At 63.9% G+C, this 22,256-nt stretch carries 22 protein-coding genes; 6 read left to right on the top strand and 16 right to left on the bottom strand.

Annotated elements, in window-relative coordinates:
• The 4 genes from BUB53_RS22515 to rpsL form a co-directional block, all read right to left on the bottom strand.
• Positions 1-94, bottom strand: a 94-nt coding sequence (locus tag BUB53_RS22515) for a GTP-binding protein (RefSeq protein WP_143163231.1), incomplete at its 3' end; no start/stop codon positions are given.
• Between the two features lie 91 nt (positions 95-185).
• Positions 186-2,309 carry an elongation factor G gene (fusA, locus tag BUB53_RS14340; protein WP_073035452.1) on the bottom strand — a complete coding sequence of 708 codons (2,124 nt, stop codon included), beginning with the start codon at positions 2,307-2,309 and terminating at the stop codon, positions 186-188.
• A gap of 20 nt (positions 2,310-2,329) precedes the next feature.
• Positions 2,330-2,800, bottom strand: a complete 471-nt coding sequence (gene rpsG / locus BUB53_RS14335; RefSeq protein WP_073035451.1) for a 30S ribosomal protein S7 — start codon at positions 2,798-2,800, stop codon at positions 2,330-2,332.
• Positions 2,801-2,812: 12 nt separating this feature from the next.
• Positions 2,813-3,184: a 30S ribosomal protein S12 gene (gene rpsL / locus BUB53_RS14330; RefSeq protein ID WP_007817136.1), complete on the bottom strand. Its 372-nt coding sequence runs from the start codon at positions 3,182-3,184 to the stop codon at positions 2,813-2,815.
• 248 nt (positions 3,185-3,432) lie between these two features.
• Here rpsL and BUB53_RS14325 point away from each other — a divergent pair, with 248 nt between their 5' ends.
• Positions 3,433-4,374 carry a glycosyltransferase gene (locus BUB53_RS14325; RefSeq protein ID WP_229709556.1) on the top strand — a complete coding sequence of 314 codons (942 nt, stop codon included), beginning with the start codon at positions 3,433-3,435 and terminating at the stop codon, positions 4,372-4,374.
• Here BUB53_RS14325 and BUB53_RS14320 read toward each other — a convergent pair.
• From BUB53_RS14320 to BUB53_RS14305, 4 genes are all read right to left on the bottom strand, one after another.
• Positions 4,307-5,209, bottom strand: coding sequence for a DMT family transporter (locus BUB53_RS14320; RefSeq protein WP_073035450.1), 903 nt, complete (start codon positions 5,207-5,209; stop codon positions 4,307-4,309). The genes BUB53_RS14325 and BUB53_RS14320 overlap by 68 nt on opposite strands.
• A gap of 92 nt (positions 5,210-5,301) precedes the next feature.
• Positions 5,302-6,081: an inositol monophosphatase family protein gene (locus BUB53_RS14315; RefSeq protein WP_073035449.1), complete on the bottom strand. Its 780-nt coding sequence runs from the start codon at positions 6,079-6,081 to the stop codon at positions 5,302-5,304.
• The gene (locus BUB53_RS14310) at positions 6,068-7,414 is read right to left on the bottom strand and encodes a TldD/PmbA family protein (RefSeq protein ID WP_073035448.1); all 1,347 of its coding nucleotides are present in this window, start codon (positions 7,412-7,414) and stop codon (positions 6,068-6,070) included. The genes BUB53_RS14315 and BUB53_RS14310 overlap by 14 nt, the downstream gene beginning before the upstream one ends.
• 228 nt (positions 7,415-7,642) lie before the next feature.
• The gene (locus BUB53_RS14305; protein ID WP_084729157.1) at positions 7,643-9,196 is read right to left on the bottom strand and encodes a DUF2125 domain-containing protein; all 1,554 of its coding nucleotides are present in this window, start codon (positions 9,194-9,196) and stop codon (positions 7,643-7,645) included.
• Positions 9,197-9,299: 103 nt separating this feature from the next.
• On the opposite strand from BUB53_RS14305, the gene BUB53_RS14300 reads away from it, so the two are divergent.
• Together BUB53_RS14300 and BUB53_RS14295 are read left to right on the top strand one after the other, a co-directional pair.
• Positions 9,300-10,049, top strand: coding sequence for an SDR family oxidoreductase (locus BUB53_RS14300; RefSeq protein WP_073035447.1), 750 nt, complete (start codon positions 9,300-9,302; stop codon positions 10,047-10,049).
• Complete coding sequence (locus BUB53_RS14295; protein WP_073035446.1) at positions 10,046-10,660, top strand: enoyl-CoA hydratase/isomerase family protein; 615 nt, start codon at positions 10,046-10,048, stop codon at positions 10,658-10,660. The genes BUB53_RS14300 and BUB53_RS14295 overlap by 4 nt, the downstream gene beginning before the upstream one ends.
• A gap of 39 nt (positions 10,661-10,699) precedes the next feature.
• Here BUB53_RS14295 and BUB53_RS14290 read toward each other — a convergent pair whose 3' ends face one another.
• The 4 genes from BUB53_RS14290 to BUB53_RS14275 form a co-directional block, all read right to left on the bottom strand.
• Positions 10,700-11,839 (bottom strand): AI-2E family transporter, encoded by a 1,140-nt coding sequence (locus tag BUB53_RS14290; protein ID WP_084729155.1) that lies wholly within the window; start codon positions 11,837-11,839, stop codon positions 10,700-10,702.
• 231 nt (positions 11,840-12,070) lie between these two features.
• A complete protein-coding gene (locus tag BUB53_RS14285) occupies positions 12,071-12,955 on the bottom strand; it encodes an NAD(P)-dependent oxidoreductase (protein WP_073035445.1) in 885 nt (294 codons plus the stop codon).
• Positions 12,955-13,692, bottom strand: coding sequence for an SDR family oxidoreductase (locus BUB53_RS14280; protein WP_084729159.1), 738 nt, complete (start codon positions 13,690-13,692; stop codon positions 12,955-12,957). Before BUB53_RS14280 ends, BUB53_RS14285 begins: the two co-directional genes overlap by 1 nt.
• 293 nt (positions 13,693-13,985) lie before the next feature.
• The gene (locus BUB53_RS14275; RefSeq protein WP_073035473.1) at positions 13,986-14,291 is read right to left on the bottom strand and encodes an HNH endonuclease family protein; all 306 of its coding nucleotides are present in this window, start codon (positions 14,289-14,291) and stop codon (positions 13,986-13,988) included.
• Positions 14,292-14,366: 75 nt separating this feature from the next.
• Between BUB53_RS14275 and BUB53_RS14270 the strand changes: the two genes are divergently transcribed.
• The gene (locus tag BUB53_RS14270; RefSeq protein WP_073035443.1) at positions 14,367-15,704 is read left to right on the top strand and encodes a mechanosensitive ion channel family protein; all 1,338 of its coding nucleotides are present in this window, start codon (positions 14,367-14,369) and stop codon (positions 15,702-15,704) included.
• Positions 15,701-16,864 carry a TIGR03862 family flavoprotein gene (locus BUB53_RS14265; RefSeq protein ID WP_073035442.1) on the top strand — a complete coding sequence of 388 codons (1,164 nt, stop codon included), beginning with the start codon at positions 15,701-15,703 and terminating at the stop codon, positions 16,862-16,864. Before BUB53_RS14270 ends, BUB53_RS14265 begins: the two co-directional genes overlap by 4 nt.
• A 4-nt stretch (positions 16,865-16,868) precedes the next feature.
• Here the strand turns inward: BUB53_RS14265 and BUB53_RS14260 are convergent, their stop codons facing one another.
• Positions 16,869-17,456, bottom strand: a complete 588-nt coding sequence (locus tag BUB53_RS14260; protein WP_073035441.1) for a glutathione S-transferase family protein — start codon at positions 17,454-17,456, stop codon at positions 16,869-16,871.
• Positions 17,457-17,605: 149 nt separating this feature from the next.
• Here BUB53_RS14260 and BUB53_RS14255 point away from each other — a divergent pair, with 149 nt between their 5' ends.
• Positions 17,606-18,034: a GFA family protein gene (locus BUB53_RS14255; RefSeq protein WP_073035472.1), complete on the top strand. Its 429-nt coding sequence runs from the start codon at positions 17,606-17,608 to the stop codon at positions 18,032-18,034.
• A 9-nt stretch (positions 18,035-18,043) separates the two neighbouring features.
• Here BUB53_RS14255 and holA read toward each other — a convergent pair whose 3' ends face one another.
• Genes holA through leuS form a run of 3 tightly spaced genes read right to left on the bottom strand, consistent with a single transcriptional unit; the run spans position 18,044 to position 22,120 of the window.
• Positions 18,044-19,069, bottom strand: coding sequence for a DNA polymerase III subunit delta (gene holA / locus BUB53_RS14250; RefSeq protein WP_073035440.1), 1,026 nt, complete (start codon positions 19,067-19,069; stop codon positions 18,044-18,046).
• A complete protein-coding gene (lptE, locus tag BUB53_RS14245; protein ID WP_073035439.1) occupies positions 19,066-19,572 on the bottom strand; it encodes an LPS assembly lipoprotein LptE in 507 nt (168 codons plus the stop codon). The genes holA and lptE overlap by 4 nt, the downstream gene beginning before the upstream one ends.
• On the bottom strand, positions 19,559-22,120 hold the full coding sequence (gene leuS, locus BUB53_RS14240) for a leucine--tRNA ligase (protein ID WP_073035438.1): 2,562 nt from the start codon (positions 22,118-22,120) through the stop codon (positions 19,559-19,561). Before leuS ends, lptE begins: the two co-directional genes overlap by 14 nt.
• Between the last annotated feature and the right edge of the window lie 136 nt (positions 22,121-22,256).

Raw genomic sequence — 22,256 nt, 5'->3', positions numbered from 1 at the left:
TCGCCGCCGTCAGCGTCGTCTTGCCGTGGTCAACGTGACCAATCGTACCGATGTTCACGTGCGGTTTCGAACGGTCAAACTTTTCCTTTGCCATGGTATTGGCTCCCTCTTTCTGTGTCGTGCGGTGCGCATGAGGGCGCACCCTACGGGTTGGTGTAGGGTGCGCCCTCAGGGCGCACCGACGGTTATGCGTATTTCGCCTGAATCTCGTCCGAGATATTCTGCGGGACCGGATCGTAATGCGAGAACTGCATCGTGAACTGGGCCCGGCCCGACGACATCGAGCGCAGGTTGTTGATGTAGCCGAACATGTTGGCCAGCGGCACGTTCGCATTGATCGCGATGGCGTTGCCGCGCGGCTCCTGGCCCGACACCTGACCGCGACGCGACGTCAGATCGCCGATGATCGACCCGGTATATTCCTCGGGCGTGGTCACCTCGACCTTCATGATCGGCTCCAGCAGCTTGGCTCCGGCCTTTTTCAGACCTTCGCGCATGCACATCCGGGCGGCGATTTCGAAGGCCATGACCGAGGAGTCCACATCGTGGAACTTGCCGTCGATCAGCGCGACCTTGAAGTCGATCACCGGGAAACCGGCCAGCGGGCCGCTGTCCATGACGGACTCGATGCCCTTCTCGACGCCGGGGATGTATTCCTTGGGAACCGACCCGCCGACGATGCGCGATTCGAAGCTGTAGCCTTCGCCCGCCTCGGTGGGCGAGATGATCATCTTGACCTCGGCGAACTGACCCGACCCACCCGACTGTTTCTTGTGGGTGTAGGTGTGCTCGATCTCGTGGCCGATGGTTTCACGATAGGCCACCTGCGGCGCACCGATATTGGCCTCGACCTTGAATTCGCGCTTGAGGCGGTCCACCAGGATGTCCAGGTGAAGTTCGCCCATGCCCTTCATGATCGTCTGACCGGATTCGAGATCGGTTTCGACGCGGAACGAGGGGTCTTCGGCGGCCAGACGCGCAAGGCCCTGGCTCATCTTTTCCTGGTCGTTCTTGGTCTTCGGCTCGACCGCGATCTCGATCACCGGATCGGGGAAGGTCATGGTTTCCAGAACCACCTGCTTCTGCGGGTCGCACAGCGTGTCGCCCGTGGTGGTGTCTTTCAGACCGGCCAGCGCGATGATGTCACCGGCGAATGCCTCTTCGATCTCCTGCCGCTCGACCGCGTGCATCAGCATCATCCGGCCAACGCGTTCACGCTTGCCTTTGGTCGAGTTCATCATCTGGTCGCCCTTGCGCAGAACGCCCGAATAGATGCGGGTGAAGGTCAGCGAGCCGACAAACGGGTCGTTCATGATCTTGAACGCCAGGGCCGAGAACGGCGCATCGTCGTCCGCGGGACGTTCGATATTGCGCTCTTCGTTTTCGTCGTCCGGGGCAAACCCCTTGAGCACCGGAACGTCCTTGGGTCCGGGCAGGAAGTCGACAACGGCGTTCAACAGGGGCTGCACACCCTTGTTCTTGAATGCCGAACCGGCCAGCATCGGGAAGAAGGACAGCGACAGGGTGCCCTTGCGGATCAGCGCGCGCAGGGTGGCCTCATCGGGCTCTTCGCCTTCGAGATAGGCTTCCATGGCGTCGTCGTCCAGCTCGACGGCGAGTTCGATCAGGTTGCTGCGCCATTCGTCGGCAACATCCTTCAGCTCGTCGCGGATCGGCTTGCGCTCCCAGGAGGCGCCCAGATCTTCGCCGGCCCAGACCCATTCTTCCATCTTGATCAGGTCGATGATGCCTTCCAGCGAGTCCTCGGCGCCGATCGGCAGGGCGATCGGCAGCGGCGTGCCGCCGGTGCGTTCCTTGATCATCTTGACGCAGTTGAAGAAATCGGCGCCCAGCTTGTCCATCTTGTTCACGAACACGAGGCGCGGAACCTTGTAACGGTCGGCCTGACGCCAGACCGTTTCGGTCTGCGGTTCGACACCGGCGTTCCCGTCCAGCAGCGCGACCGCGCCGTCGAGCACGGCAAGCGAACGCTCCACCTCGATGGTGAAGTCGACGTGGCCGGGCGTGTCGATGATGTTGAAGCGCGTCTTGGTGTCCGACGTCCCTTCGGGGGTCGGGTCTTCCTGACGCTGCCAGAACGTGGTGGTCGCAGCCGACGTGATGGTGATGCCGCGCTCGGCTTCCTGCTCCATCCAGTCCATCGTCGAGGCCCCGTCATGGGTCTCGCCGATCTTGTGGTTCTTACCGGTGTAGAACAGGATCCGCTCGGTCATCGTGGTCTTGCCGGCGTCGATATGCGCCATGATGCCGAAGTTGCGGTAGCGTTCGAGGGGATAATCGCGTGCCATGATCTTGGGGCCTCTCGGGGTTACCAGCGGTAATGGCTGAAGGCTTTGTTCGCCTCGGCCATCTTGTGGGTGTCTTCGCGCTTTTTCACGGCGGTGCCGCGGCTGTTGACTGCATCCAGCAGTTCACCGGCCAGGCGCTCTTCCATCGTGTTCTCGTTGCGGGCGCGCGAGGCGGTGATCAGCCAGCGGATCGCCAGCGCTTCGCGGCGCTCGGGGCGCACTTCGACGGGCACCTGGTAGGTGGCACCGCCCACACGGCGCGAGCGAACCTCGACCGCGGGTTTGATGTTGTCCAGCGCTTCGTGGAAGATTTCCACCGGCGCGCGCTTGACCTTGTCTTCGACACGATCAAGGGCGTTGTAGACGATTTTCTCGGCAACGGATTTCTTGCCGTCGATCATGAGGTTGTTCATGAACTTCGACAGAACCCGATCGCCATACTTGGCGTCGGGCAGGACTTCGCGCTTCTCTGCGGCGTGACGACGGGACATCTGTTATTCCTCTTACTTCGGACGCTTGGCGCCGTATTTCGAGCGGCGCTGCTTACGATCCTTGACGCCTTGCGTATCGAGCACGCCGCGCAGGATGTGATAGCGCACACCGGGAAGGTCTTTCACACGGCCGCCACGGATCAGAACCACCGAGTGCTCCTGAAGGTTGTGGCTTTCGCCGGGGATATAGCTGATGACCTCGAAACCGTTGGTCAGGCGCACCTTGGCGACCTTACGCATGGCCGAGTTCGGCTTTTTCGGCGTCGTTGTATAGACGCGTGTGCAGACGCCACGCTTTTGCGGGCACCCTTGCAGGTGCATGGATTTCTGGCTTCTGACTTTGGGCTGCCGCGGTTTGCGGATCAGCTGTTGGATCGTTGGCATTGGGTCTCTTTCCCCGTCTCTCAACACATGTGTCTGCACAGGGCCGTCCCCATGCGGTTAATCTCGATACGCCTTACGCGTCCGCAAAGCGAAAACACCGCAACGTTCCCATTCCGAGGTGAACGACGCGGCTGGTTCCCAGAGGATCGAGGCGAATTAAAGTGCCTGGATCTTGACCACTTCAGTTTTGATATCGGTTGACGGGGCGACCCCCATGACCGGATGGGGCGCGTATAGGGGGAGTCGGAATGCTTGTCAACAGCCTGCTCCCAAGCGATGCCGCCTTGAAAACAGCGTTTCGCCTTGTTCCGGTCGCATGGTTTTGCCAGCATGGCACGACAGGCTTCTTCACGCAACGGACGATCATGCGCGTCATTGGTATTTGCAGGTTTTCCTATCCCGCCCTCGGCGGGTTCAAGCGGATGCATGACAGCACCGCCGACCGCGAGTCCTATCTCTATGCCCCTGAACGCATGGAGTTGCGGTTTCGCCATTTCGAAACGCTGACCCTGCCGTCGATCGCCGGGCAGACCGATGCGGATTTCACCTTTCTGATCCTCGTCGGCGACAGCCTGCCCAAACCCTGGCGCGACCGGCTGAGCGACCTGACGGCGGATATCCCGCAAATCCGTATCGTCACCCGGGAACCGATGAAGCACCGGCAGGCCATGCAGGCGGCGCTGCTGGAGGAACTGGGCGAGAACGACACCGAATCGATGCAGTTCCGGCTGGACGACGACGATGCGGTGGGCATCGGTTTCGTCCGGGCCCTGCGGCGCATGGCCCGGCGCAGTGCGCCCCTGCGCAACGGCCGGCGCAAGATGGCCTTCGAGTTCAGCAGCGGTTTCATGGTGCGCCTGTCGGACACGGGGATCGAGGCCCGCACGGTGCGCAGCCCGCTCTGGTCTTGCGGGCTGGCGGTGATGTTCAATGCGGGCGACACCAAGACGGTGATGAACTACCCCCATCACAAGCTGCACGAAAAGATGCCCACCCTGATCGAGCCGACCTGGCCGATGTACCTGCGCGCCGTGCATGGCGACAACGATTCAGGCGCAGGCGACAGGCCCGGTGCGCTGACGCAGATCGATTCCGTCACGCAGGCGCAGCTGCGCGAGCGCTTCAACGTGGACGAAGATCACGTGAAAGCCGTGTTTTCCGCCCCAGTTGCGCCTCGCGATACAGCATGAACAGGCCCGATCCCACGACGATGGCCGCCCCCAGCAAGGTCAGGGGCTCAGGCCACTCGCCGAACACGGCCCAGCCCAGCACGAGCGCCCAGATCAGCCCGGTATAGCGGAACGGCGCGATAAAGCTGACCTCGCCGACCCGCATCACCATGACCGAAAACAGGTAGCCGCCGATGATCATCACCGCCGCGCCCACGATCATGCCCGACGTGCGCATATCCACCGCCGCCCATTCGCCCGACAGGCTGCCCAATCCGAAAAACACCATGATCGAGGCCGAGGTGATCAGCGTCACGAACATCGACGGGATATCGCGCGACAACGCCCGGGTTGACAGATCGCGCAGGGTGACGAAGCCCACCGCCGCCAGGCTGTAAAAGGAATAGACGGTGAAATCCTGCGTGCCGGGCCGCACGATCAGCATGACTCCGACAAAACCCACCAGGATCGCCGACATCCGCCGCCAGCCGACGGGATCGCGAAACACCACCGCCGCGGTCAGCGTGAGGGTCAGCGGAATGGCCTGAAGGATCGCCGTGACATTGGCGATCGGCATATGAAATAATGCGGTGAGAAAGAAATAGGCCGTGCCGATCTCGCCCACCATGCGCAGCCCGATCGCGCCCCAGTCGCGGCGCGGCACCTGTGCGCGCAACGCTCCCATTTTCCAGGCGATCACACCGACGGCCAGTGTCGTCAGTATGCCGCGCAGGAACAACAGCTGGAACATCGGGATATCCCCGGCCAAGGATTTCATGAAGCTGTCGCTGATCCTGTAGGACGCCATCGATCCCATCATCAGAAACGCCCCGGTCAGATTGTCGGATCGTGCCATGCGCGCTGCCCCTGCCAGATTCTCCCGGAATTAGACCCGGATCTGACGCCCCGGCAAGCCCCCTGTCGCGCCGCAGGCCCCGCGCGCCGCGTTCAGCCCGCCGCCAGTGCGCGGGAGATGGCGTCGTGCAGCACCGGATTGGCCGCGACCACACCATTGACCTTGGGCGCGGCATTGTTGAACCGCAAGACCCGCGCCGCGCGGTCCGAGGTGAGTGCGCCCGCCTCGCGCAGGATCAGTTCCCCGGCGGCGATGTCCCACTCCCAACTGGGGCGCAGGGTCAGCATCGCATCAAACCGCCCCTCGGCCACAAGGCACAGACGATAGGCCAGCGACGGACGATGCGCGCGCTTCACGTCCGGCGTGCCGCCCACCCAGTGCTGCGGGGCGAGATTGGGCTTGGCCGCCAGCAGCGATGCGCCGCTCAGATCGTTGCGGTCGCTGACACGGATCGCGGCGCCGTTCAGGAACGCGCCCTGCCCCTCGGCGGCGACATACATCATGTCGCGCGCCGGCAGATAGACGACCGCCGCCGTCACAATGCCCCGGTCGGCCACGGCCAGCGAATGCGCCCATATGCCCGAACCTTCGATGAAACTGCGCGTGCCGTCGATGGGATCGACGATGAACACCCGTTCGCAGGACAGGCGCGCATCGCTGTCCTCGGTTTCCTCCGACAGCCAGCCATAACCGGGCCGCGCGGCGCGCAACCGGTCGGACAACAACGCATCCACGGCCATGTCCGCCTCGGTCACGGGGCCGAGGCCACCCGGCTTGTCCCAGCGTCTCGCCGTGGGGCCGGTATGGCGCAAGGCCTCTTCGCCCGCCGCACGGGCGGCGTCGATCAGCAGGTCCAGATCACTCGCCGGCAATCGTCAGCCCCTCGATCAGCAGCGACGGCACGACCCGGCTCAGCCACGGGCGCGCATCGTTGGCGGGCACCATGCGGCGCAACATCTCGGGCAGGTTGCCCGCGATGGTGCATTCGTTGACCGGGCAGACGATCTGCCCGTTTTCCACCCAGAACCCCGAGGCGCCGCGCGAATAATCCCCGGTATTGGGGTTGATCGTGGAGCCGATCATCGACGTGACCAGCAGCCCGGTACCCATGTCGGCGATCAGTTCGTCACGGCTCTGCCCGCCCTGGGTCAGTTCGATGTTCCACGTTCCCGGACTCGGCGGTGAACTTGTGCCGCGCTTGGCATTGCCTGTCGGCTCCATTCCCAGCTTGCGGGCATTGGCCAGGTCCAGCGCCCAGCCGGTCAGCACCCCGTCCTGCACGATGGCGCGGCGCCGGGTCGGCAACCCTTCGGCATCGAAGGGGCGCGATCCCATGACGCGCGCACGATGCGGGTCTTCGATCACCGACAGCCCCTCGGGCAACACCTGTTCGCCCAGCCGCCCCATCAGCCACGACGAGCCGCGCGCGATGGACGCGCCGTTGCCGGCGGCCAGAAGATGCCCGATCAGCGAGGATGAAATCCGCTCGTCGAACAGCACCGGATAGGCCCCGGTGCGCGGCCTGCGCGGGTTCAGAGCGGCCACGGCCCGTTCTCCGGCGCGGCGGCCGATATCGTCAGGGGTGCGCAGATCGGCCTGAAAGATGCGGCTGTCGCCGTCATGGTCGCGCTCCATCCCCGAGCCTTCCCCGGCAATCGCCACACAGCTGATGCCGCGATCCGTGCGCTCGTACCCTCCGGCAAAGCCGTTGGTCGCCGCCATATGCACCGCGCGCCAGCTATAGCCCGCGCTGGCCGATTGCACCTGGCTGACGCCCTGAACTTCCAGCGCCGCGGCCTCGGCGGCGCGGGCGTCGTCCTGCAACTCCTGCGCCGAAGGTTCGGGCGTGGCATCGGCCAGTTCCAGCGCCGCCAGGTCCCAGTCCCGCGCCAGTTGGCCGGGATCGGCCAGCCCGATATACGGGTCTTCAGGGGCCTCGCGCGCCATGGCGACCGCCCGTTCGGCCAGCGCCGTCAGAACTTCGGGCCGCGCGTCCGAGGCCGACACGCAGGCCTGCCGCTGCCCCACCATCACCCGCAACCCCACATCGACGCCTTCCTCGCGCTCGGCCTGCTCAAGCGTTCCGCCCCGCATGTCGATGGTGATCGAGCGCCCCTCGATGGCGATGGCATCGGCGGCCCCGGCCCCGGCCTTGCGGGCGGCGTCGAGCAAACTGTCGGTCAACTGGTCAAGCGGTCGGGTCATGCGTGTCTCCTGAATGCGGGCAACAGGTAGCCCCTGCCCCGCCCCGGCACAAGGCCCGGCAGGTGAAAGAAAAAGCCGGACACTGGCCCCGATTTCTTCAAAAGAAATCGGACCGGAACCTTTTCAAGGTTCCGCCCCCCCGGGCGACGGAAACATACAAAACGCCCCCGCAGGTCTCCGCAGGGGCGTTTCGCGTTTCATGTCAGGCCACCCAAAGGGCCGGTGGGCTTATTTCAGGCGCTGGCCATTGGCCAGAACATGGCCTTCCTCGTTGACCTCGATGCGCGACACCAGCGTATCCTCGCCATCGCCCGGACGGGCGAACAGGCCCATCATCATGCGCACGCCGCTGGCCTGATCCTGCGGGATCAGCCCCATCGCGACCAGCTTGTCCAGCAACCCGTTGCCGCCCACCAGTTGCAGGTCCAGCGCGCCCAGAGGCGCGGGCAGCCCGTCGAAGCTTTCCAGATCCGAGTTGTCGAAGGTGAAATCGCCCTCGCCGGTCAGTTCCGCACCGGCCAGACGCACCGTCAGCCGGTTCAGCGTCAGCGCATTCAGTTCCGCCGGGGTATCTTCCATGTCTTCCAGCGCTTCGGCCTGTTCGGGATCGAGCAGATCGAACAGCAAACGCGCCTTGCCGGTCAGGTCGATATCCACCGTGGCCGGATCGCGCGGCAATTGCTGGGCGGGGTCGAACATCGCCCAGATGGCCTCGGACATGGTGAACTCGGACAATGTGAACGATCCGGCAAAATCCTGCGGCTCATCGCCCTTGCTGACCGGGGTGGTCATCTCGAACCCCAGTTTCTGGCTGGCGAACTGCACCGGGAAGGGCAGCTGGTTGGTTTCCACCGTCATTTCGATGTCATTCGTCGCGCCCGAATAGCGGAGCTTGCCCGCATCCATCGACACGCCGAAATCACCGCCCCCGGAGGTGCTGACCGTCTTGAACGTGTCGCCGTTCTCGTCAAACGACATCGTTCCCGATCCCGCGCCCACCTCGAAGGTTCCGTCCATGCTGAATCCCGCCTCCAGCATCGCGGCCATGTCGGTGCTGTTCATGTTGTCCGGCAGGGTGCCCGTGCCGGCATAGCCCAGGCTGTCGTAACTGCCCTGCGCCGTCATGCGCCCGCCGGTTTCGGGATCGGTCACGTCCAGCGCATAGAGCACCTCGCCCGAGGTGAATTCCTGCGTCAGTTCACGCAGGTCGCCACTGCTCATCACCGACGTCCCGGCCATGTCGGACATGGTCATGCTGGCGGTTCCGAAATCCACCGGCTCGCCATCGGCGGTGACCTCGGTCAGTTCCAGTGTGCTGGTCGTGGCGCTGTAGGTATAGGTCATCCGATCGGCATCGCCCGAAACGAGCATCTCGAAGCCCGAACTGCGATACTCGATCACCGACTCGAACGCCTGCCCGTCGTCATCGGCGGCCATGACGCGGATCGGCAAGGTCTCGGGCATGGTGATCGACACCGTGCCGTCGCCATTATCGGCAAAGGCCAGTTCGGGGATCACGATCTCCAGATCGCCCTCGGCCTCGGGCATCGGCATGTTCATGCTCAGATCCCGGACACTCAGCGTATCGCCCGATTGCTCGGTGACCGCCTCGACCTCATACCCGAATCCCGAGAAATACGCCTGCCAGTCCTCCCAGACCTGCTGGGGCGTCACATCGGCCATCGCCGCCGAGCCGGAAATGAAAAAACCAATCGTTGCCGCCGAAGCGACGAGCTGTGTGCGCGGTGCCATACCGAACCCTTTCATAACAATGTCGCCCATAATCTCTGGCCTCGGGCCAGCGGGGTCAAGGGTGGTTCTGGCTGGACCCTAGGGAAAGCACGCGTTACCACTTGGGCCGACACGCCCAAAGGGGGGAAACAGCATGGACCTGACAGGCAAGACGGCCCTGATCACCGGCGCCAGCCGCGGCATCGGCGCCGCCACTGCGCGGGTTTTCGCCGGGGCCGGGGCGAATGTGGCGCTGCTGGCCCGCAATGCCGACGCCATCGCGGACCTGGCCGGGGAACTGGGCGAACAAGCCATCGCCGTGCCCTGCGACGTCAGCCGCTACTGGGAGGTCGAAGCCGCGGTCGAGGCCTGCCTCAAGGCGTTCGGCAGGCTTGACATCCTGATCGGCAACGCCGGCGTGATCGAACCGATCGCGCCCCTGTCCGGGGCCGACCCCGACGCATGGGGCAAGCTGATCGACGTCAACCTCAAGGGCGTCTTCCATGGCATGCGCGCGGCGATACCGGTGATGCGCAAACAGGGCGGCGGCACGATCCTCACCATCAGTTCCGGCGCGGCCCATAACCCGCTGGAAGGCTGGAGCGCCTATTGCGCCTCCAAGGCCGGTGCGGCGATGCTGACGCGATGCGCCCATACCGAAGGCGCCGCCGACGGGCTGCGCGTGATGGGCCTGTCGCCCGGCACCGTGGCCACCGACATGCAACACGTGATCAAGGCCAGCGGCATCAACCCGGTCAGTCAACTGGACTGGTCCGACCACATCCCCGCCGACTGGCCCGCCAGGGCGCTGCTGTGGATGTGCGGCGCCGGGGCAGACGCCCATCTGGGGCAGGAAATTTCGCTTCGTGATCCTGAAATCCGCAACAAGCTAGGCCTGACATGATCGACCTCACCAAGGACGGCAAACTCTGGACCGTCACCCTCAACCGGCCCGACAAGGCCAATGCCCTCACCGCCGAGATGCTGACCGAACTGGCCCGCATCGCCGAAGCCGCCCATGACGAGGCCCGCGTTCTGATCCTGACCGGGGCGGGCAAGGTGTTTTCCGCCGGGGCCGATCTGGAAGCCGCCCGCGCCGGTCTGGCGACATCGGCGGTGTGGGAGCGGCTGAGTTCCGCCATCGCCACCTTTCCGGGCCTGTCCATCGCCGCGCTGAACGGCACGGTGGCGGGCGGGGCCATGGGCATGGTGCTGGCCTGCGACCTGCGCATCGCCGCCAACGGGGCCAAGGCGTTCTACCCGGTGATGAAACTCGGCTTCCTGCCGCAGCCCTCGGACCCCAAACGCCTGACACAACTGATGGGCCCGGCGCGCGCCAAGCTGATCCTGATGGGCGGCCACAAGGTGACCACCGACGAGGCGCTGTCCTGGGGCCTGTTCGATCAGATCGCCGACCCCGACGCCCTGATGGCGCGCACCCTGGACCTCGCCGCCGACACGCTTGCCGCCGATTACGTCCATGCCGCCACGATCAAGGGCATGTGCCGGGTCTGACCGGCCCGGCATGACCGGCTCACCAACCGCAGGCGCGTCTCAGGATGCCTTGCGGTTCTCGATCTCTTCGCCGATCCGGTCCAGTTCCGTCTCGTCCTCGGGCAGCCCCTCGCGCGACAGCAGCACCGCCAGCTTGCGCAGTTCCGGCACGTGGCTGCACACCACCATGAACATCACCATGATCGGCACCGACAGGAACATGCCCGGTATCCCCCAGACCGCACCCCAGAAGGCAAGGCTGATGATGATCCCGAAGGACGACAGCCGCAGCGCCCGGCCCATCATCCACGGGTCGATCACGTTGCCGTTCAGAAACTGGATCGCCCCGCAGATCAGGAACAGCGCCGCCGTTGTCTGCGCCTCGCCGGTTTCCACATAGCCCACCAGCGCCACCATGCCCGTGGCCACGATCGAGCCGATATTGGGAATGTAGTTCAGGATGAATGTCAGAATCCCCACCGCCAGCGCCAGTTCGATCCCGAAGAACCGCGCCACCGCATAGACCATCGCCCCGGTGATCAGGCTGACCACCGTCTTGACCAGCAGGTAATAGTTCACCCGGTGAATGATCGAGGTGATGATCTTGCTGACCCGTGCGGCCTGCGCCTCGTCGCCGAAGAAATTCTGCATCTTGGTGTCGAACCAGATACGTTCGGCAAACAAAAAGCCCACGAACAGGATCACCAGAACCGTGCCCTGCATCAGGTTGCCCGCCTGCCCGGCCACCGCGCGCACATAGCCCGAAATCTGCACGCTGCTCAGCGAATTGAGAATGGACTGCTCCACATCCTCGCCCATCCACGCGAACAACGAGGCCACCGCCTCGGGGGCGCGCTCGGCATAGGACAGCGCGGTAAACAATACCGTGTTGAGCTGCGCCAGCAGGATCGACGACAACACCAGCAGCGCCGCCGAGATCAGCACCAGCGCGATGATCGAGGCCAGCCAGTTGGGAAAGCCGAACCGCCCGATCCTTTGCCGCGCGATCAGGCGGATCACGTCCGAGGTCAGCGCGAACAGGATGATCGCCACCGCCAGCGAAATCAGGATGAATCGCGCCTGCACCAGCAGGAACAACACCACCGCAAAGGCGATGATGACCAACGCCGTGGTGCGCACCCGCGCATAGTTTTCCGTCTCGCCCAAAAGGCCCGGTTGTCTGTTATCGCCTGCCGCCATTTCGTCTCTCGATTATTACGCACCTACTATGGGCAGCCCACGCCAGAGTGACAACCCATACCCCACCCGGCAGGGCGCGGCCCGATGCCGTCCACGCCCTTCTTTTAGGCACTGCACGTTACAGGAGTGTTGCACTGTGCCCGTCCTCGGGGCAGGACGCGCCCCTTCCGTTGCCTCTTTGGCCAATGGTGGTGCGCGCTCCGTTTCCAGCGTGCCGGGCGGCTGCACGCCTCACTCCTCCGCAAACAGCCGCGTCCTGATTTCGGGGCGCAACAGCTCGCTCAGCCGCCGCGCGCCGTGGCCCTGCTCCACCGCATGCTGGAACAGGTCATGCACCGCGCGCGACAGGGGCGTCGCATGGCCCTGCTGCTCCTGCATGTCCGCGATATAGCGCATGTCCTTGGCCGCGTTCTCGACCGAGAACACATAGCCCATGAAATCACCGTCCTTCGCGTTGCCGATCACCCTGTCCAGCACCCCCGACGAGGCCGAACCGCGTGTCACCACATCATACAACTTCCCCCAGTCGAGGCCCTCCTCGGCAGCGGTGTGAAACGCCTCGGTCACCAGCGCGGCAATGCCCATCACCATGTAGTTGTTGACGAATTTCGCCTTCGCCCCGGCGCCGACCGGGCCGAAATGCTGCACGCTGGAACAGAACAGGTCCAGCACCGGCGCGACGCTGGCAAACACCTCGGTTGAGGCCCCCACCAGCGCGCCCAACTGCCCCTCCTCCGCCTGCTGCGCCCCGCCGGTCAGCGGCGCTTCGGCGAACAGCACGTCCTTGTCGCTGAGGGTCTGCGCCAGTTTCAGGGTCGAGGGCAGCGCCGAGGTGCCCGTGTCGATCACGATCTGGCCGGGGCGCAGAACCGGCAGCATCTCGTTTACCACCTGCTCCACCACGTCCGAATTGGGCAGGCACAGGACCACCACATCGCAGGCGCGGGCCAGATCGGCGGCGCTGGCATGTTCCACCGCGCCCGCCGCGACAAGGCTGTCGATCACCGCACGGTTGCGATTGGCCAGCGCATGCAGCCCGCCCGCCCTGGCCAGAATATTGCGCCCCATGCCCGCGCCCATCGCACCGAGGCCGATCAATCCGATCTCCTGCGCCATCAGATCGTCCAGCCGCCATCGACCACGAAAAACTGCCCCGTGGTCACTCTGGATTCATCCGAGGCCAGGTACACCACCATCGGCGCAATGTCCTCGGGGTGGGTCATCTCGCGCAGGGGCTGGCGGTCCAGCATCGCCTGATAGGCCGCATCGTAATCGCCCCGCGCCGCCATCCTGTCCTGTAGCGACGGCGTCAGAACGGTGCCCGGACAAATCGCGTTACAGCGGATGCGGTCCCTGATGTAATCCGTGGCGATGGATTTGGTCAGCCCCATCACCGCGCCCTTGGTCGCGCCATAGGCGCATCGGCTGGCCGCGCCGGTGATCGACGACACGACCGACGCCATGTTGATGATCGACCCGCCCCCGGCCCCGATCATGCCGGGCAGGAAGGCCTCGGTCATGCGGGCCATGCCGCGGATATTGACGGCAAAGGACCGGTCCCAATCGGCATCCGTGGCCTCCAGCAGGGTGCCGTCATGCACCCATCCGGCGCAGTTGAACAACACGTCGGGCGTGGGGGTTTCGGCGGCGAACGCCCCGATCGCGGCGGCATCGGTAACATCCAGCGTCACCGGGCGGATACCGGCATGTTCCGCCGCAAGGCTGTCCAGCGCCCCGGCGTCAATATCCGCCGCATATACCGTCGCCCCCTCACGCGCCATGGCCAGCGCCGACGCCCGCCCGATCCCGGCCCCTGCCGCCGTCATCACGACGGTCTTTCCTTCCAGTCTCATGTTGCAATTCCCCTGTTGGATCATCTCCGCAATCCGGGGCGATGGTACAGCAGTTGCCACCGCTGGCAAGCGGGGCCGTGGCGGGACAGGATGCACCCGGCCCTGCGCCATTTCCCATCAATCGCGTTTCGTACGAAACCACGGGTCGTTTCGTACGAACGGTACGCGTGCGCCCTGTTAACCACCGGGATTTACCGATCCGATACCGACGCAATACCGACGTCGTACCGATGCAATACCGAACGGCGTTTTCCCTTGTTAACAAAGGGCTTTCGCCGGGTCCGACTCAGCCGTTAACGCTTGCGCCGCGCACCGGGGGTTTTCGAGTGAAATCCGGGCGGCCGCTTGCCCACCCACCGGATGAACTTCTCCAGCCTCGGATGCGCCCTCAGCGCCGCCACGGTGGCATAGTCCCGCGCCAGTTCGGCCTCGGTCAGCGTGGCGTGGATCTCGTTGTGGCAGATCTGGTGCAACAACACCGTCGGCCCGCCCTTCCCGCCTTTCAGCCGGGGGATCAGGTGATGCAGGCTCTGACGCGCCTCCGGCGGGATCGGCCTTTGGCACAAGGGGCAAATCGGGTCTTCTTCGCCGTTCTCCATCGCCTTTGTCTTGATCCCGTGGCCGCCAACGGGCAAGAGGATGGCGCAGTTACACCGTTTTGCAAGAGGTGCGTTATGGATTGGGACAACCCGCCGCCGATCGTGCAGCAGGCCATGGATTATGCGATGCAGGGCTGGGACATCGCCAAGGGCTGGCTCCTCAGCCCCGCCGCGTGGTCGCAATTCGCCCTGCTGATCGTCGCCTACCTGCTGGCGGTGGTGATCAGCCGGCGCATCAGGCCCGTCCTGACCCAGCTTCTGACACCGCCCCCCGATCAGGATCACGTCATCGCCCGCGCCCGCCGGATGGTGCTGCTGTTCGTGCCCCTTCTCTTGCCGCTGCTGGCCTATATCCTGACCGGCGCAGGCGAAAGCGTCACCCGGTCCATCTTTGGGTCTGGCGGCGTAATTGCCTTTGGCAAAAGGGTTTTTCTGTTCCTCGCGGTGCGCATTCTGGTGCGCGACATCCTTGCCGACCCGTTCCTGAAACTGCTTGGGAAATACATCCTGATCCCGGTCGCCGGGCTTTATGCGCTCGGCATTCTGGACCTCGTGACCGAGAAACTGGCCACCACCATCGTCCCCTTGGGCAACATGTCATTCGACCTGTTGTGGCTGGTCAAGGCCATCGTCGCGGGCGGCGTGATCTTCTGGCTGGGGCGCTGGTCGAACGACCAGTCGGCCAACTACATCCAGTCGCAAGAAGATATGCGCCCCGCCACAAGGCAACTGGCCGCCAAGGCCGCCGAAATCGCCATTTTCGGCGCGGCGTTCCTGGTTCTGATGAACGTCCTCGGCATCTCGCTGACCTCGCTCGCGGTGCTTGGCGGCGCCATCGGTGTCGGCCTTGGCTTCGGCCTGCAAAAGATCGCCGCGAACTTCATCTCGGGCGTGATCCTGCTGCTCGAAGGGCAGGCGACCGTGGGCGACTATGTGGAACTGGACAATGGCGAGGCCGGAACCATCGTCAAGACCACCGCCCGCGCGATGATCCTGGAAACCTTCGACGGTCGCTGGATCGTCGTCCCGAACGAGGATTTCATTACCACCCGTGTCGTCAATTACTCGGATCAGGGCAGCGCAAACCGGTACGAAGCCCCGTTTTCAGTGTCTTATGACACCGACATCAACCTGATCCCGCCCATGGTGGAAAAGGCCGTGGGCGACCTGCCCTTCATCCTGAGCGATCCCGAAGCCCCCGATTGCGAGCTGCGCGCCTTTGGCGACAGTGGCGTTGAGTTCGCGGTGGAATTCTGGGTCAACGGCATCGACGACGGCAAGAACAAGTTCACCCCACAGGTGCTGTTCGCCATCTGGAACGTATTGAAAGACAACAACATCGAAATTCCCTTCCCGCAACGGGTTGTGCATCACGTGGGTCTCGACAAGGGCACCCCACCCCCCGTGACATGAGCGAGGCGCTGATCATCGGCGCGGGCCCTGCCGGGCTGATGGCCGCGGATGAACTGGCACGCGCCGGGCATGCCGTGACCGTGGCCGAGGCCAAACCGTCACCCGCGCGCAAGCTGCTGATGGCGGGAAAGTCGGGCCTGAACCTGACAAAGGACGAGGATTTCGAAACCTTCATCGCTGCCTACGGCGAGGCCGCCCCGATGTTGCGCCCGATGCTGACGGAATTCGGCCCTCAACAGGTGCAGGAATGGGCCATGGGCCTGGGGCAATCCCTGTTCACGGGCAGCACCGGGCGGGTGTTTCCCGAGGCGATGAAAGCCTCGCCGCTGTTGCGGGGCTGGCTGGCCGAATTGTCACGCCTTGGCGTTCGCCTGCAAACCCGCTGGCACTGGAGCGGATGGAACAATGGGGCCGTTCTGATCGACACGCCGCAAGGCCGGCAGGAGCTGACACCGGATGTCACGATCTTTGCCTGCGGAGGCGCCAGTTGGGCGCGGCTTGGGTCCGACGGCGCATGGGCAGCGCATCTGCCGTCACAAAGTCTGACCACCTTTCAGCCCGCCAATATGGGATTTGTCATATCATGGTCTGATCACATGCGGCGGCATTTCGGCAGCCCGGTCAAAGGTGTGGCGCTGCATGCCGGAGATCATGTCTCGCGCGGAGAAATCATCGTTTCCGAACAAGGACTTGAAGGGGGCGGCATCTACGCCCTGTCGGCCATGCTGCGCGATGGTGCGGCGCTGACGCTGGACCTGACGCCCGATCTGGAGATTGAAACCCTGCGCCAACGCCTGTCGCGCCCCCGTGGCAAGGCCAGCCTCTCGAACCACCTGCGCAAGGCGCTGAAACTGGACCCGGTCAAACAGGCGCTGCTGATGGAATTCGCGCGCCCCCTGCCGCCCGACCCCGCCCCCTTGATCAAGGCCTTGCCGATCCCCCTGCAAGGTCCGCGCCCGATGGATCAGGCGATCTCGACCGCCGGAGGATTGCGCTTTGACGCGCTCGACAAGAGGCTGATGTTGCGCGACCGGCCCGGCACCTTTGCGGCAGGCGAAATGCTGGATTGGGAAGCCCCGACAGGAGGGTATCTGCTGACCGCCTGCCTTGCCACGGGCCGTTGGGCCGGGCGCGCCGCCGTTGATTGGCTTAGCGGCTGATCGGTCAGGGCAGCGCCGCCGCGCGCTGAAACGCCTCACGCGCCATCATCTCGGCCCTGTACTGGCCAAGCTTTTCATCCGAAGCGGGAAACCCGGTTTTTTCCGCCCAGATCAGACAATGCGCCAACAGGATATCCGGTACGGTTATCTCGTCCCCCATAAGAAACGGCCCCTTCAACGCAGAGGACAGCCGCTCGAGGTTGCGCTCATACTCCCATTTCAGCGCTTCCTTGACCTGCGGCACCCGGCGTTCCTCGGGCAGAACGAAACTGTGCCGGGCGGCGGTCCAGAGAACGGCATCCAGATCGTCGAGTATCTGATGGGTCAGCGCATCCTGCCGGGCGCGCTCGATCGTGCCTGCGGGACAGGCCAACTGCCCATGCCGATCCGTCAGATAGGCCATGATCGCACTGGAGTCGGTCAGCACATCATTGCCGACACGCAGGGCAGGGATTTTGCCGGAAGGGTTCACAGCCAAAGCTTCTTTGCTTCTGGGGGCGGCTGCAAGGTGCTCATAAGGTTGACCGATCTCTTCCAACAGCCACAGAACACGAAACGCCCGGCTCGCCCGGGTTCCTATGACCTGATACATATGGCTTTCCTTTCGATGCGGATCGGCAATTACAGTGCCCCGGTTGAATGTCGCTGACAAGCGATCACCTGAAACATGATCTTTGCGCGCCGATACGAACGCGTGCTAGCGTAATTCTGCAAACCCGCGACCAGACGAAAGGTTCCGAGATGACACGCACCGGATCATGCCTTTGCGGCGCAGTGAGGTTCGAGATCGCGACGCCCCCCGAGACGGTCGGGGCGTGCCACTGCACGATGTGCCGCAAGTGGTCCGGCGGCATTTTTCTGGGCCTCGAAGTCGGTGCCGATGCCGTTACCTTCAATGGAGCAGAAGAGCCCAAAACCTATGCCTCATCCGATTGGGCCGAGCGCGGTTTCTGCGCCACTTGCGGGTCCAGCCTGTTTTACCGGATCACCGCGCCGGGACCGCATCAGGGCCAATATGCGTTCGGGCTGGGCACGCTGGACGATGTGGACGGCATCACCCTGACCAGCGAGATTTTCATCGACGAGAAACCCGATGGATACAGTTTTGCCGACGACACGACCAAGATGACCGGCACCGAGCTATTCGCGCTTTACGCTCCGTCCGAATAACCCATCGCCTTAACGGGCGGCCAGCATCGCCAGCCGGATCAGCGTGCGTTCCACAAGCGCCATGTCCGGCGCGTGCTGCCCCGCCGAGCGCAATTGCAGATCGGTATCGGTAAGCAGCGTCAGCGCCTGCTCCAGCCGATCCGCGCCCCATTGCTGGGCCTGGCGCAGCATCCTGTCGCGCCGGGGGCCAAAGACCGGCGGGCGCACCCGCCCGATGCCTTGCGCTGCCCCGCCCGGGTCCGAGGCCGCCGCGTAAAGCGTGCGAAAGTGCCGTGTGGCGCTGATGCACAGTGACACGGGCTGCACCCCCTGTGCCCGGAGACGCTTCATGACCGGCCCGATCTCGCCCGAACGTGCCTCGGCCACGATATGCAGAACGTCATCCAGGTCCGCCTCGGTGGAACCGGGGGCGCAGGCCGCGATATCTTCGGAGGAGACAGGCGCACCATCATCCAGCTTGTAGAGCGCCAGCTTTTCCATCGTCTGACGGAAATCACCGGGGTCCAGTTCGCGCGCAAGGGTTGTCAGGTCGCGCATCGCATCCCCGCCGATATCCCTGAGCCCGGATTTGGCGAGGATCGCCTCGATTTCAGCGCGTGAGGGCGGATCGTCGTAAATTGCGACAGCATATGCGTTCGGGTGGTTTTCGAACAACTTGCGCAGTTTCGAACTGGCCTTGAGCTGCCCGGCGGTGACGACGACCTGCGCATCACCTTCCCGCCAGTCGATCAGGGCATCGGTCACGATCTGGGCCAGAGCGTCGGTCGCATCCTCGACAAAGGCCACGCGCGGCCCCGGAAAAAACCCTTGCGCCTTGATCGCATCCAGCAGCATCGCAGGGTCCTTGCGCAGATCCGCCGCCGGGATACGGGTCAGACGCATTTCCTCTTCGCCTTGAGGGCCGACAAGAGCCGCAATCACCTCTTGCCGTCTGAGCGCCACGCGCATTCCATCGGAGCCGTAGATCAACAGCCCGGTACGCTGCGGCTCGGGCCGCGCGAAATAGCCCGGAGCATCGCGCCCCGACAGTTTCATGCCGGAAGGCCCGCAGACCCGGCAATCAGGCGCGCCACCATCTGGTCGGCCAGAATCGTGATCAGCCGCTCTTCTGCATCACGTTCAGCCGCCTGTGTTGCAACGGTACTGCCAGAGGCCGAAAAACTGGTGAAGCTATCCACAGTTCCGGATAGCACCACGGCCCCGCTGTCACGATCGCGCAACACATAGGTTCCCTCACCCAGAAGGTTGTAACGCATTACGATATTGCTGGTGGAGATCGCCACCGGCTGCGAAATCAGGTCCAGCGAATAGATCAGATCGTAGCGCGGCATCGACGCGCGCCCGAGACGATCTTCAAGCTCGCGCGTCATCAGGTAACCCGCACGGTCGTCGGGCTCCATGATGGAAACGGCATTGCGCAGCCGAGTCGCGGCCCCTCCCGGTGCATAGGCCGGGGTAAAGCCACAGCCCGCCAGGGCCGGGGCGGTCAGCGCACTGCAAGCGCCTGTCAGAAAGGTGCGGCGATCAAATGACGACATTCACGATCCGTCCGGGGACAACGATGATCTTTTTCGGCCGGGCCCCATCCAGTGCCTTGATGACAGCATCGTTGGACAGGGCGGTTTTTTCAACCTCGGACTTGTCCATGTCCTTCGGCACCTGAATTTCCGCTCGGCGCTTGCCGTTGATCTGGATGGGCAGGGTGACGGTATCGTCAACCAGCATCGCCTCGTCGGCCTGCGGCCAGGGCGCATCGGTCACCAGCCCCTCGCCCCCCAAGGTCTGCCACAGTTCCTCCGACAGGTGCGGGGTCATCGGCGACATCAGTTGCACCAGTGCGCGGGCGGCCTCTTTGCGCGCCCCGGCCCCGGCGTTCGATTTCGCCAGCGTATTGGTAAAGGCGTAAAGCCGCGCAATGGCCGCATTGAAGCCAAAGGATTCCACCCCGCCAGTCACATCGTGGATGGCCTTGTGCATATCACGCAGCAGACCTTCGTCCTGATCGGTGGCAGGCGCGTCGCTGGCGGCGATCTCACTCACCACGCGATGGACGCGCGACAGGTGCTTGTGCGCGGCCTCGGCCCCCGAGGCGGTCCATTCCACGTCCCGCTCGGGCGGGCTGTCGGACAGCACGAACCAACGGGCGGTATCGGCACCGTAAGACCCGATGATATTGACCGGATCGACCACGTTCTTCTTGGATTTCGACATCTTGGCCGAGGGGATGATCTCGACCGGCTCGCCTGTCGCCTTCAGCTTGCCGTCTTCCACGTCTTCGGGCAGGTGATAGACGGGACGGTCGTTTTCATCGCGGGTCTGATAAATCTCGTGCGTCACCATACCCTGCGTGAACAGCGCGTTGAACGGCTCGATCGCCTTTTGCGGCAGGTGGCCCGTCAGGTGCATGGCGCGGGCGAAGAACCGCGAATAGAGCAGGTGCAGGATCGCGTGTTCTATGCCCCCGATATACTGATCCACGTTCATCCAGTATTCGGCCTCGGCCATGTCGGTGGGGGTTTCGGCGCGCGGCGCGGTGAAACGGGCGAAATACCACGAACTGTCCACGAAAGTGTCCATCGTGTCGGTCTCGCGCCGTGCGGGCGCACCACAGGACGGACAGGCACAATCGCGCCAGGTGGGGTGACGATCCAGCGGGTTGCCGGGCTGATCGAAGCTAACATCGTCAGGCAGACGCACCGGCAGGTTTTCTTTCTTCTCGGGGACCACGCCGCAGGTGTCGCAATGCACCACCGGGATCGGGCACCCCCAATACCGTTGACGCGACAGCCCCCAATCGCGCAGGCGGTACTTGGTCACGCCTTGCCCCACGCCGTTGTCTTCGCAAAAGGCGATGGCCGCATCGATCCCTTGCTCGCCGGTCTGCACCTCGTCACCCGCGAACCCTTTGACATAACGCACCTTTTCGGTTTTTGGCGGGACATATGCCTCGCCCCCGTCCTCGGGCAAAGTGAAATCGTCACCCGGCGTTTCCGGCGCATAGGTCGAGCTAACGGGAAGTCCGTACTTGTTGGCGAAATCCAGATCCCGCTGATCATGCGCCGGACAGCCGAAAATCGCGCCGGTGCCATAATCCATCAGGATGAAGTTGGCGACGTAAACCGGCAATTCCCATGCGGTATCGAACGGATGGCGCACAAGCAGGCCGGTGTCGAACCCCTTTTTCTCGGCCTTTTCGAGCTCTTCTTCCGAGGTGCCCATGCGGCGGCATTCGGTGTTGAAGGCGGCCAGTTCGGCGTTGTCCTTTTCCATCTGGCGGGCCAGCGGATGATCCGGGGAAATCCCGATAAAGCTGGCGCCCATCAGGGTATCGGGCCGGGTGGTATAAACCTCGATCCGGTCATGGCCCTCGGGGCCGTCGATCAGCGAAAAGGCAAACTGCAACCCGCGCGAGCGACCGATCCAGTTGGCCTGCATCAGCTTGACCTTGGCGGGCCAGTCATCCAGCCCGTCCAGCGCCTCGAGCAATTCCTCGGCAAAGTCCGAGATGCGGAAGAACCATTGCGTCAGCTCGCGCCGTTCCACCAACGCGCCCGACCGCCAGCCGCGCCCGTTTTCAACCTGCTCGTTGGCCAGCACCGTCATGTCCACCGGGTCCCAGTTGACCACGGCGTTCTTGCGATAGACCAGCCCCTGCTCCAGCATATCGAGGAACAGCGCCTGTTGCTGGCCGTAATATTCCGGATCGCAGGTGGCGAATTCGCGGCTCCAGTCGATGGACAGGCCAAGCGGCTTCATCTGGCCGCGCATGTCGTCGATATTGCCGTAGGTCCAGTCCTTGGGATGTCCGCCAATGGCCATCGCCGCGTTTTCGGCGGGCATGCCAAAAGCGTCCCACCCCATCGGGTGCAGCACGTTGTGGCCGGTGGCCAGCTTGTAGCGTGCGATCACATCTCCCATCGTGTAGTTGCGCACGTGGCCCATGTGGATGCGCCCCGAAGGATAGGGGAACATTTCAAGCACGTAGTACTTGGGCTTGTCCCCGGACCTGCTGGCGCGGAAAATTCCGGCCTTGTCCCAGGCCTCTTGCCATTTCGCTTCGATCTCGGCGGCAGAATAGCGCGACATGTGCAGCACACCCTTTTGCGGTCATTCGTATTGCCCTGCGTGATAGGGCCCACACGCCGCGGGGTCCAGTGGCAAGGCGCAAAAAGCGGGGGTTTGCAGGGGCGAGAGCCCCGCCTATAACCGGAAAAAACTGTAT

This window comes from Roseovarius pacificus (genome assembly GCF_900142665.1).
Lineage (GTDB): Bacteria > Pseudomonadota > Alphaproteobacteria > Rhodobacterales > Rhodobacteraceae > Roseovarius > Roseovarius pacificus.
This window is presented reverse-complemented; position numbering and strand designations above follow the sequence as displayed.

Excerpts from the sequence above, each read along its gene's own strand:
- fusA (WP_073035452.1), bottom strand. The coding sequence starts at position 2,309 with ATGGCACGCGATTATCCCCTCGAACGCTACCGCAACTTCGGCATCATG.
- rpsG (WP_073035451.1), bottom strand. The coding sequence starts at position 2,800 with ATGTCCCGTCGTCACGCCGCAGAGAAGCGCGAAGTCCTGCCCGACGCC.
- rpsL (WP_007817136.1), bottom strand. The coding sequence starts at position 3,184 with ATGCCAACGATCCAACAGCTGATCCGCAAACCGCGGCAGCCCAAAGTC.
- BUB53_RS14325 (WP_229709556.1), top strand. The coding sequence starts at position 3,433 with ATGCTTGTCAACAGCCTGCTCCCAAGCGATGCCGCCTTGAAAACAGCG.
- BUB53_RS14320 (WP_073035450.1), bottom strand. The coding sequence starts at position 5,209 with ATGGCACGATCCGACAATCTGACCGGGGCGTTTCTGATGATGGGATCG.
- BUB53_RS14310 (WP_073035448.1), bottom strand. The coding sequence starts at position 7,414 with ATGACCCGACCGCTTGACCAGTTGACCGACAGTTTGCTCGACGCCGCC.
- BUB53_RS14305 (WP_084729157.1), bottom strand. The coding sequence starts at position 9,196 with ATGGGCGACATTGTTATGAAAGGGTTCGGTATGGCACCGCGCACACAG.
- BUB53_RS14300 (WP_073035447.1), top strand. The coding sequence starts at position 9,300 with ATGGACCTGACAGGCAAGACGGCCCTGATCACCGGCGCCAGCCGCGGC.
- BUB53_RS14295 (WP_073035446.1), top strand. The coding sequence starts at position 10,046 with ATGATCGACCTCACCAAGGACGGCAAACTCTGGACCGTCACCCTCAAC.
- BUB53_RS14290 (WP_084729155.1), bottom strand. The coding sequence starts at position 11,839 with ATGGCGGCAGGCGATAACAGACAACCGGGCCTTTTGGGCGAGACGGAA.
- BUB53_RS14285 (WP_073035445.1), bottom strand. The coding sequence starts at position 12,955 with ATGGCGCAGGAGATCGGATTGATCGGCCTCGGTGCGATGGGCGCGGGC.
- BUB53_RS14280 (WP_084729159.1), bottom strand. The coding sequence starts at position 13,692 with ATGAGACTGGAAGGAAAGACCGTCGTGATGACGGCGGCAGGGGCCGGG.
- BUB53_RS14275 (WP_073035473.1), bottom strand. The coding sequence starts at position 14,291 with ATGGAGAACGGCGAAGAAGACCCGATTTGCCCCTTGTGCCAAAGGCCG.
- BUB53_RS14270 (WP_073035443.1), top strand. The coding sequence starts at position 14,367 with ATGGATTGGGACAACCCGCCGCCGATCGTGCAGCAGGCCATGGATTAT.
- BUB53_RS14265 (WP_073035442.1), top strand. The coding sequence starts at position 15,701 with ATGAGCGAGGCGCTGATCATCGGCGCGGGCCCTGCCGGGCTGATGGCC.
- BUB53_RS14260 (WP_073035441.1), bottom strand. The coding sequence starts at position 17,456 with ATGTATCAGGTCATAGGAACCCGGGCGAGCCGGGCGTTTCGTGTTCTG.
- BUB53_RS14255 (WP_073035472.1), top strand. The coding sequence starts at position 17,606 with ATGACACGCACCGGATCATGCCTTTGCGGCGCAGTGAGGTTCGAGATC.
- holA (WP_073035440.1), bottom strand. The coding sequence starts at position 19,069 with ATGAAACTGTCGGGGCGCGATGCTCCGGGCTATTTCGCGCGGCCCGAG.
- lptE (WP_073035439.1), bottom strand. The coding sequence starts at position 19,572 with ATGTCGTCATTTGATCGCCGCACCTTTCTGACAGGCGCTTGCAGTGCG.
- leuS (WP_073035438.1), bottom strand. The coding sequence starts at position 22,120 with ATGTCGCGCTATTCTGCCGCCGAGATCGAAGCGAAATGGCAAGAGGCC.